Below are 8,702 nucleotides of genomic sequence, written 5' to 3'. Positions count from 1 at the left end.
ACGGCGTACCTTTTGTATAATGGGTCAACGACTTAGTGTATCTAGCAAGCTTAAGCCGGTAGGTGTAGGCGCAGCGAAAGCGAGTCTGAATAGGGCGATTTAGTTAGATGCATTAGACCCGAAACCGAGTGATCTAGCCATGAGCAGGCTGAAGGTTGGGTAACACCAACTGGAGGGCCGAACCCGCATCTGTTGCAATAGATTGGGATGACTTGTGGCTAGGGGTGAAAGGCCAATCAAACTCGGAGATAGCTGGTTCTCCGCGAAATCTATTTAGGTAGAGCGTCGACCGAATACCCTCGGGGGTAGAGCACTGGATGGGCTATGGGGACTCACCGTCTTACTGATCCTAACCAAACTCCGAATACCGAGGAGTACTAGTCGGCAGACACACGGCGGGTGCTAACGTCCGTCGTGAAGAGGGCAACAACCCTGACCTCCAGCTAAGGTCCCCAAGTCATGGCTAAGTGGGAAAGGATGTGAGGATCCCAAAACAACCAGGATGTTGGCTTAGAAGCAGCCATCATTTAAAGAAAGCGTAACAGCTCACTGGTCTAAATAAGGGTCTTTGCGCCGAAAATGTAACGGGGCTAAAGCCATGCACCGAAGCTGAGGATATGCACGCAAGTGTATGTGGTAGCGGAGCGTTCCGTAAGTCTGTGAAGGAGGACCCGTGAGGGCCTCTGGAGATATCGGAAGTGCGAATGTTGACATGAGTAACGATAAAGGGGGTGAGAGACCCCCTCGCCGAAAGACCAAGGGTTCCTGCTTAAAGTTAATCTGAGCAGGGTTAGCCGGCCCCTAAGGCGAGGCAGAAATGCGTAGTCGATGGGAACCACGTTAATATTCGTGGGCCTGGTGGTAGTGACGGATCGCGTAAGTTGTACCTCCTTATTGGATTGGATGTGCAGCGGGGCGGTTCCAGGAAATAGCTCCACCGTATAGACCGTACCCGAAACCGACACAGGTGGTCAGGTAGAGCATACCAAGGCGCTTGAGAGAACTATGTTGAAGGAACTCGGCAAATTGCACGCGTAACTTCGGAAGAAGCGTGACCCCTTTTTACGCAAGTGGAAAGGGGTGGCACAGACCAGGGGGTAGCGACTGTTTATCAAAAACACAGGGCTCTGCGAAGTCGAAAGACGACGTATAGGGCCTGACGCCTGCCCGGTGCTGGAAGGTTAAAGGGAGAGGTGCAAGCTTTGAACTGAAGCCCCAGTAAACGGCGGCCGTAACTATAACGGTCCTAAGGTAGCGAAATTCCTTGTCGGGTAAGTTCCGACCTGCACGAATGGCGTAACGACTTCCCCGCTGTCTCCAACATAGACTCAGTGAAATTGAATTCCCCGTGAAGATGCGGGGTTCCTGCGGTTAGACGGAAAGACCCCGTGCACCTTTACTATAGCTTTACACTGGCATTCGTGTCGGCATGTGTAGGATAGGTGGTAGGCTTTGAAGCGGGGACGCCAGTTCTCGTGGAGCCATCCTTGAAATACCACCCTTATCGTCATGGATGTCTAACCGCGGTCCGTTATCCGGATCCGGGACAGTGTATGGTGGGTAGTTTGACTGGGGCGGTCGCCTCCGAAAGAGTAACGGAGGCGCGCGATGGTGGGCTCAGACCGGTCGGAAATCGGTCGTCGAGTGCAATGGCATAAGCCCGCCTGACTGCGAGACTGACAAGTCGAGCAGAGACGAAAGTCGGTCATAGTGATCCGGTGGTCCCGCGTGGAAGGGCCATCGCTCAACGGATAAAAGGTACGCCGGGGATAACAGGCTGATGACCCCCAAGAGTCCATATCGACGGGGTTGTTTGGCACCTCGATGTCGGCTCATCGCATCCTGGGGCTGGAGCAGGTCCCAAGGGTTTGGCTGTTCGCCAATTAAAGCGGTACGTGAGCTGGGTTCAGAACGTCGTGAGACAGTTCGGTCCCTATCTGCCGTGGGTGTAGGAATATTGACAGGATCTGTCCCTAGTACGAGAGGACCGGGATGGACATATCTCTGGTGGACCTGTTGTCGTGCCAACGGCATAGCAGGGTAGCTATATATGGAAGGGATAACCGCTGAAGGCATCTAAGCGGGAAACCCACCTGAAAACGAGTATTCCCTATCAGGGCCGTGGAAGACGACCACGTTGATAGGAGGCGTGTGGACGTGCAGTAATGCATGAAGCTTAGCCTTACTAATAGCCCGATTGGCTTCATCGTTCTCATTGACTATGCTCATCTCAAGGCCAACGCGTGAGCGTTGGTCCTGACAGAGCGAAGGCGAAAGCCTTTGCGACGGGCCCGGCGAACACGTCAGTGTTCGTCCGGTTTGTTGCACCAAAGACGTGTTCAACTAAGACAAAAGGGGGTTCGCCTCCGCCAGCTTCTCGATAAAGCGTTGCAATGGTCGCCCATTGCCACGCATACATTGCCCTTAATCGACCTGGTGGTCATTGCGGGGTGGCTGCACCCGTTCCCTTTCCGAACACGGCCGTGAAACACCCCTGCGCCAATGGTACTCCGTCTTAAGACGCGGGAGAGTAGGTCGCTGCCAGGTCTATTAAAGGCAATGCCATCCATAAGGATGGATCAAACAATCTTCTCACACATAAACCAACCGGCCCCTGGCCAAACCAAGGGCCGCTCCCAAAGCGGCCTTTTGTCGTTGGTGGGGTTTAGAATTGCCGAAGGGACGTCTGGCTCGTAGTCGGTGCGTCCCTCACAGGAGACAAATCCTTCGGATTTGCTCCGGCACTACACGTAAACCGCAACGCGGTTTACGCAGACGCGAAATTTGGCAATGCCAAATTCGCTTGGCGCGGGGTGGAGCAGCCCGGTAGCTCGTCAGGCTCATAACCTGAAGGCCGCAGGTTCAAATCCTGCCCCCGCAACCAAATCATCATTATCGAAAAACACCCGTAGCCATAAGCTGCGGGTGTTTTGCGTTTGTAGCCTGACCGAACCGCATCGACGGCCGATACGTGTCCGCCAAAGACGGGTGACGCCGGATGCGATCGGGTTTGCTGGGCTTCTCCTCAGACAATCCTGACAACTCTTCGAGCGACGCTCGTGTTGCTAGCCTCTGCCAGGGCTTAAGACAAATCTGCACGGGCGCAGGTTTCAGTGCTCAAACGAAATTGCGAGACCGCCTTTCCTTCCTTGAGGTTGCAGGTTTGCCGTTCGCTGCACTATCGTGCAAGCCGATTGCCTGATGGAGGTTACCGTCCAAGGGCGGCGGGCTGCCGAAAGGTTTGCCGCTGACCGACATCCCCTCCGAATATGATGACGTTTGGACCCGTAGGCGCTGAGGCCATGACAGGCTGTCAGTGAAACAAAGGAATGACATGTCTGATTTCGATTTCTTTTCCGCGAAGCGCCCGTCGACCCTTTCGACCGGCGCGATGATTGCCACGTCGCATCCGCTCGCCACCGCAGCCGGTCTGGAAGTCCTGCAGGATGGCGGCAATGCTGTCGACGCAGCGATTGCGGCTGTCTCCGTCCAATGCGTCGTCGATCCCCTGATGACCGGTATCGGTGGCGATTGCTTTGCGCTCTACGCACCTGCGGGCGGTGCGGTCAAGGCGCTCAACGGTTCGGGCCGCGCGCCTGCCGCCGCCTCCGTTGCAGCCCTTACAGAGCTCGGCTTAAACGGCGAGATTCCCCAGACAAGCCCGCATTCGGTCACCGTTCCGGGTGCCATTTCCGCCTGGTGCCGTCTTCACAAAGACCATGGAACTCTGCCGCTCGAGCGATTGTTCATGCGCGCGATCGGCTATGCGCGTTCCGGCTTTCCCGTCACGCCTCGTGTCGCGATGGACTGGAAGGGCAATGAAAAAGTCATCGCCGGCGACAGCCACGCCGCTGCGGTGTTTCTGCCTGAAGGCAAGGCGCCTGTTGCAGGCGCCGTCATCCGCCAGCCGCTTCTGGCAGACCGCCTCGAGGAGATTGCTGCAGGCGGGGCTGCCGCCTTCTACGAAGGGGAAACGGCGGAAAAGATGGTTGCCCATCTGCGCTCGCTCGGTGGTCTGCACACGCTCGAGGATTTCGAGGCCGGCACGGATGGCGCGAACTGGATGGATCCGGTCAGCGCCAGCTACAAGGGTTTCGACGTCCACGAGTGCCCGCCGAATGGACAGGGGCTGGCGGCGCTGCTGATCCTGAAGATCGTCGAAGGCTTCGATCTCGCCGCCATGGACGAGGCGGATCGGATCCATGTCCACGCGGAGGCGACCAAGATCGCCTATCATCACCGCGACGCCCTGATCGCAGACCCCGAGCATTGCGCGGGCGTTGCCGAACAGCTGTTGTCCGATGAAGTCGTTGCGACGCTCCGCAGCCGTATCGACATGAAGAAGGCATTGCCGCCGGTTCTGTGGGACGAGCCAGAACACAAGGACACGATCTATCTCTGCGTCGTCGATACGCAGGGCAACGCGATTTCCTTTATCAATTCGATCTTCCATCCCTTCGGCTCGACGCGTCTCGACCCTAAGACCGGCGTGCTGTTCCACAGCCGTGGCGCATCCTTCCGGCTGATCGAGGGGCATCCGAATGCGATCGGCCCATCCAAGCGCCCGATGCACACAATCATTCCCGGCATGGTGACGCAGGATGGCAAGACGGTGATGCCGTTTGGCGTGATGGGCGGCCATTACCAGGCAGCGGGTCATGCGGCCTTCCTGTCGGGCGTGATCGACAGAGGTCTCGATCTGCAGGCGGCCATGGACGTGCCGCGCAGTTTCGGCTTCGGCGGCGTGCTGGAACTCGAGCCCACCGTCAGCCCGGTAGTGCGTAGCGATCTTGAAGCGAGAGGCCATGTGCTGAAGATCGTCACCAGCCCGATCGGAGGCAGCCAGGCCATCCGCATCCGCGACGGCCTGCTCGAGGGCGGGTCGGACAGCCGCAAGGATGGCATGGCGCTCGGCTTCTAGCCATAGCGGCGTATTCTGTTACCGTCGTTCGGAAGTGCAAAAAGCCCGACGAGTGCGGGCTTCTTGTCGTTCTAGCAGACGGTGGAACGCCCTAGCGCCACTGTTTCATTTCCGCATCCACTAGCGCGCGCCATGCCTGGGAATCGATCAGAGCCTGCGGAAACAGGCCCGGGATCTTGAAAAACGGGGCCGAGGGCTGCTCGTCCGAACTCTTGGCAGCGGCGGAGAGAAGCTCGTCGCGGCGCGGATCGTTGCAGTCCTGTAGCCGGCAAACGGCCGCTAGCCAGACGCCGACCACATGCGCATAGGCCGCCCCATCCTCACCTTGGCCGAGAACCTCAACTGCTGGTCCGAAAATCCGCTGCGGGATCTTCTGGCTCGTATCCATCGCGATCTGTGCGCAACGATGCGCGATCGTCGGATTGGCAAAGCGTTGCAGAAGCTGCTGGATATAGGCTGACAGGTCGATGCCCGGCACCGGGTCGAGCGTCTTGACCACGGTGTTGAGATGCCGCTCGACATCGTAAACATGCCGGCCGACCGTCATCACGTCGCGTGTGCATTCCAGCCCGTCCAGCAGACCCAGATGCGCAAGCAGCGTGTGCGATCCGTTGAGAAGCCGCAGCTTCATTTTTTCATAGGGCTCGACATCGACGGCAAAGAGGGCGCCGGCGGCTTCCCATTGCGGTCGGCAGGAGACGAACTCGTCTTCGATCACCCATTGCAGAAACGGCTCCGTATCGAGCGCCAACTTGTCTTCGACGCCTAGCAGACGGGATGCGCGCTGCCGGGTTTCTTCCGTGGCGGCAGGCACGATCCTGTCCACCATGCTCGAGGGAAATGCACCGTTCTCGGCAATCCATTCGGCAAGAGCGGGGTCGCGCCGGTTTGCCATGTCGAGCACCAGCCGCCGCAGGATCTTGCCATTGGACGGAAGATTGTCGCAGCAAAGCACAGTGAAAGGCGCGACATCCAGGTTGCGGCGAAGCGCCAGCCCTTCGACGATGAAACCGATCGGGCCGACAGGCGCCTGCGGGTTTTGAAGATCGGCGGCAACCGACGGATGATCAGGATCAAGGCCGCCTGTCGTCGGATGCAGCCCGTAGGCCTTTTCGGAGACGGTAAGCGTGACGATCCGGATGTCGGGGCTGGCGAGATAGGCCAGAACCTGGTCGCGCTGGTCCGCAGCGCAGATCCAGTCGACGGTCGAACCGATCACCTCGGACCGATCACCTTCGGTGTCGCGCACGGTGATCGAATAAAGTCCGTCCTGTTCGGCCATCGCCCGGACCGGCTCCGGCGAGCGCAGGTTAACCGCAACGATGCCCCAAGGGCCGAACTCCGCCTCGAGTGCCTTTTGCGTATAAACGGCCTGATGCGCGCGGTGAAAAGCACCGAGCCCGAAATGAACGATACCGGGGCGAAGTTTCGTGCGGTTGAAGGTCGGACCGGTCACGGTTTCCGGCAAGGTCGTCGCGGATGAAAGTCTCTGCAGGGTCATTCTATTGCTCCAAATTCCGGATGGCTGAGCGCGCGCTCGATGCCGCGCAGTTCCGCCAGTCCCTTCAGCCGGCCGATGGCCGGATAGCCCGGCTGGGCGCCACGGGTGAGATCGTCGAGGATTTCCTGACCATGGTCCGGCCGCATGGCAATCCTGTGGTCTTCACGTCCTTCGCGATGGCGCCGCTTTTCTTCCTTCAACAGGGCGGCGATGACCGCCACCATGTCAGTGCCACCTTCGAGATGTTCGTCCTCGAAGAAGGAACAGGGCAATGTGTCCTCATCGCGCGTCACGTTGCGCAGATGGACGAAATGGATGCGGTCGGCGAAACGCTCGGCAATCCGGGGAAGATCGTTGTCCGCACGTGCGCCGAGCGAGCCGGAGCAGAGCGTCACGCCGTTGGCGCGGCTGTCGACGGCCTTGAGCATGTGGGCGTAATCGTCTTCCGTCGAAAGGATCCGCGGCAGGCCAAGCAGCGGCCACGGCGGATCGTCCGGATGAGCGCAGATGTTGATCCCCACCTGCTCGGCGACAGGCACGACTTGCGAGAGGAAATCGACGAGGTTCGACTGGAGTTTTGCGCGGTCGATGCCGTGGTAGGTCCTCAGCTTCTCCAGAAGCTGGTCGAGCGAGTAGCCGTCCGCCGAGCCCGGCAGCCCGGCACCGATGTTGCGGCCGAGTGCTGCGATCCTGTCGTCCGCGAGCTCGGAGAAGCGCTTAGCCGCTTTGTCCTGCAGGGCTTCCGGATAATCGGCGGCCGCATCCGGTCGCTTCAGAATATGGATGTCAAAGGCGACGAAATCGGTGAGGTCGAAACGCATCGCCTTCGCGCCATGTCTGGTTTCCCAGCGCAGGTCGGTGCGGGTCCAGTCGAGGACCGGCATGAAATTATAGCAGACTGTGCGAATGCCGCTTTGCGAAAGGCGGCGCAGACTTTCCTGCCAGTTGGCGACATGGGCGCGCCAGTCGCCGGTCTGTGTCTTGATTTCTTCCGAGACGGGCACGCTTTCGACCACATCCCAGTAAAGACCGCCGGCCTTGATCTCCGCGTGTCGCTTCTCGATCTCGTCGGCCGGCCACACTGCCCCCGTCGGAATGTGGTGCAGGGCACTGACAATGCCTTCCGCACCGGCCTGCGCCGCATCCCTCACCGAGACCTTGTCGATCGGTCCGAACCATCGCCAGGTATGCTTCATTCTGTTCTTCCCGTTTCATGGTCGAAAAGTGCGATCTGCACCTTGCAGGCGACGGAACGGTCCGAAGCCTGTTCGAAGGCGCTCAGCGCGTCCTCGAGTGGATAGGTATGCGAAAGGATTGGCCGCACATCGATGGCGCGCCGAGAAATCAGATCGACCGCTTCTGCAAACTCGCGATCGAAGCGCTGCGAACCGCGCCAGTTGATTTCCTTGCCGACCAGCATGTTGAGCGGGATCGTGACGTCTCCCGTCACGCCCACCTGAACAAGGGTTCCCCGCGGCTTCAGGGCTGCAAAGGCGGTGCGAAGGGCAGGGCCGGCGGCAGAGCAGTCGAACGCGACATCGATCGTGCCCTTGCCCTCCAGATAGGGAGAGAGCCCTTCCGCGTTGTCGGCCACGTTGACCGTATCACTCGCGCCCATGGCGGGACCGCGGGCAAGCGCTGCATCGGCAAGATCGGTCACTATGATTTCGGCAGCCCCTGCATACCGGGCGGCTGCGACCGTCAGAAGGCCGATCGGACCGGCACCGGTCACGAGAACGCGCTTGTTTTTGAGATCGCCGGCCTGGGAGACCGCATGAAGGCAGACCGCAAGCGGTTCGGCGCACGCGGCTTCGGCTGGCGAAACGTCTGATGAGACCGGATGGCACTGGATGGCCGGCACCACCAGGTGATCGCGGAACATGCCCTGTTCGTGCGGCAGGCGCATGGCGCTGCCCATGAACCGCATTTCGAGGCAGTGGATCGGCTGCCCAATGCCGCAATAATGGCAATGGCCGCAGGGTTGGGACGGATTGACGGCGACCAGGGTGCCGACGCTGAGACCGGAAACGCCGTCTCCGATCGCTTCGACGAAGCCGGATGCTTCGTGTCCGGAAATGATCGGTTCGCGCACGCGGATCGGGCCGAAGCCGCCGTCTTGGTAATAATGCAGGTCAGAGCCGCAAATGCCGCCCATCGCCATGCGCAGGAGCACTTCACCGGGTCGAGGAGCGCCATAACCCTCGCTCTCGACCTTGAGATCGCGTTTGCCATGCAGGCGGACGACGCGGGTAAGCATGGGGATAGCCTCGTTTCATGCGT

At 59.6% G+C, this 8,702-nt stretch carries 4 protein-coding genes, 1 tRNA gene and 2 rRNA genes (1 of these 7 cut by a window edge); 4 read left to right on the top strand and 3 right to left on the bottom strand.

Annotation, left to right across the window (positions count from 1 at the left end):
* The 4 genes from AC0JZ8_RS05515 to AC0JZ8_RS05500 all read left to right on the top strand — a co-directional run.
* Window positions 1–2,210 (top strand): 23S ribosomal RNA (locus tag AC0JZ8_RS05515); it begins 605 nt to the left of the window's first position.
* Window positions 2,211–2,432: 222 nt separating this feature from the next.
* A 5S ribosomal RNA gene (gene rrf, locus AC0JZ8_RS05510) occupies window positions 2,433–2,547 on the top strand.
* 260 nt (window positions 2,548–2,807) lie between these two features.
* Window positions 2,808–2,884: transfer RNA gene (locus AC0JZ8_RS05505), tRNA-Met, on the top strand.
* Window positions 2,885–3,334: 450 nt separating this feature from the next.
* The gene (locus AC0JZ8_RS05500) at window positions 3,335–4,921 is read left to right on the top strand and encodes a gamma-glutamyltransferase family protein (protein WP_471891999.1); all 1,587 of its coding nucleotides are present in this window, start codon (window positions 3,335–3,337) and stop codon (window positions 4,919–4,921) included.
* 91 nt (window positions 4,922–5,012) lie between these two features.
* Here the strand turns inward: AC0JZ8_RS05500 and AC0JZ8_RS05495 are convergent, their stop codons facing one another.
* The 3 genes from AC0JZ8_RS05495 to AC0JZ8_RS05485 are packed head-to-tail and all read right to left on the bottom strand — an operon-like array spanning window position 5,013 to window position 8,679.
* Window positions 5,013–6,422: a mannitol dehydrogenase family protein gene (locus AC0JZ8_RS05495; RefSeq protein ID WP_471891998.1), complete on the bottom strand. Its 1,410-nt coding sequence runs from the start codon at window positions 6,420–6,422 to the stop codon at window positions 5,013–5,015.
* Window positions 6,419–7,618, bottom strand: a complete 1,200-nt coding sequence (uxuA, locus tag AC0JZ8_RS05490) for a mannonate dehydratase (protein ID WP_471891997.1) — start codon at window positions 7,616–7,618, stop codon at window positions 6,419–6,421. The genes AC0JZ8_RS05495 and uxuA overlap by 4 nt, the downstream gene beginning before the upstream one ends.
* A complete protein-coding gene (locus AC0JZ8_RS05485) occupies window positions 7,615–8,679 on the bottom strand; it encodes an L-idonate 5-dehydrogenase (RefSeq protein WP_471891996.1) in 1,065 nt (354 codons plus the stop codon). The genes uxuA and AC0JZ8_RS05485 overlap by 4 nt, the downstream gene beginning before the upstream one ends.
* Between the last annotated feature and the right edge of the window lie 23 nt (window positions 8,680–8,702).

The organism is Velazquezella soli, from assembly GCF_977018685.1.
Note: the sequence above shows the minus strand (reverse complement) of the source record. Positions and strands in the feature narration are given on the sequence as shown.

Coding starts and splice junctions, on each gene's coding strand:
- AC0JZ8_RS05485 (WP_471891996.1), bottom strand. CDS start 8,679: ATGCTTACCCGCGTCGTCCGCCTGCATGGCAAACGCGATCTCAAGGTC.
- AC0JZ8_RS05495 (WP_471891998.1), bottom strand. CDS start 6,422: ATGACCCTGCAGAGACTTTCATCCGCGACGACCTTGCCGGAAACCGTG.
- uxuA (WP_471891997.1), bottom strand. CDS start 7,618: ATGAAGCATACCTGGCGATGGTTCGGACCGATCGACAAGGTCTCGGTG.
- AC0JZ8_RS05500 (WP_471891999.1), top strand. CDS start 3,335: ATGTCTGATTTCGATTTCTTTTCCGCGAAGCGCCCGTCGACCCTTTCG.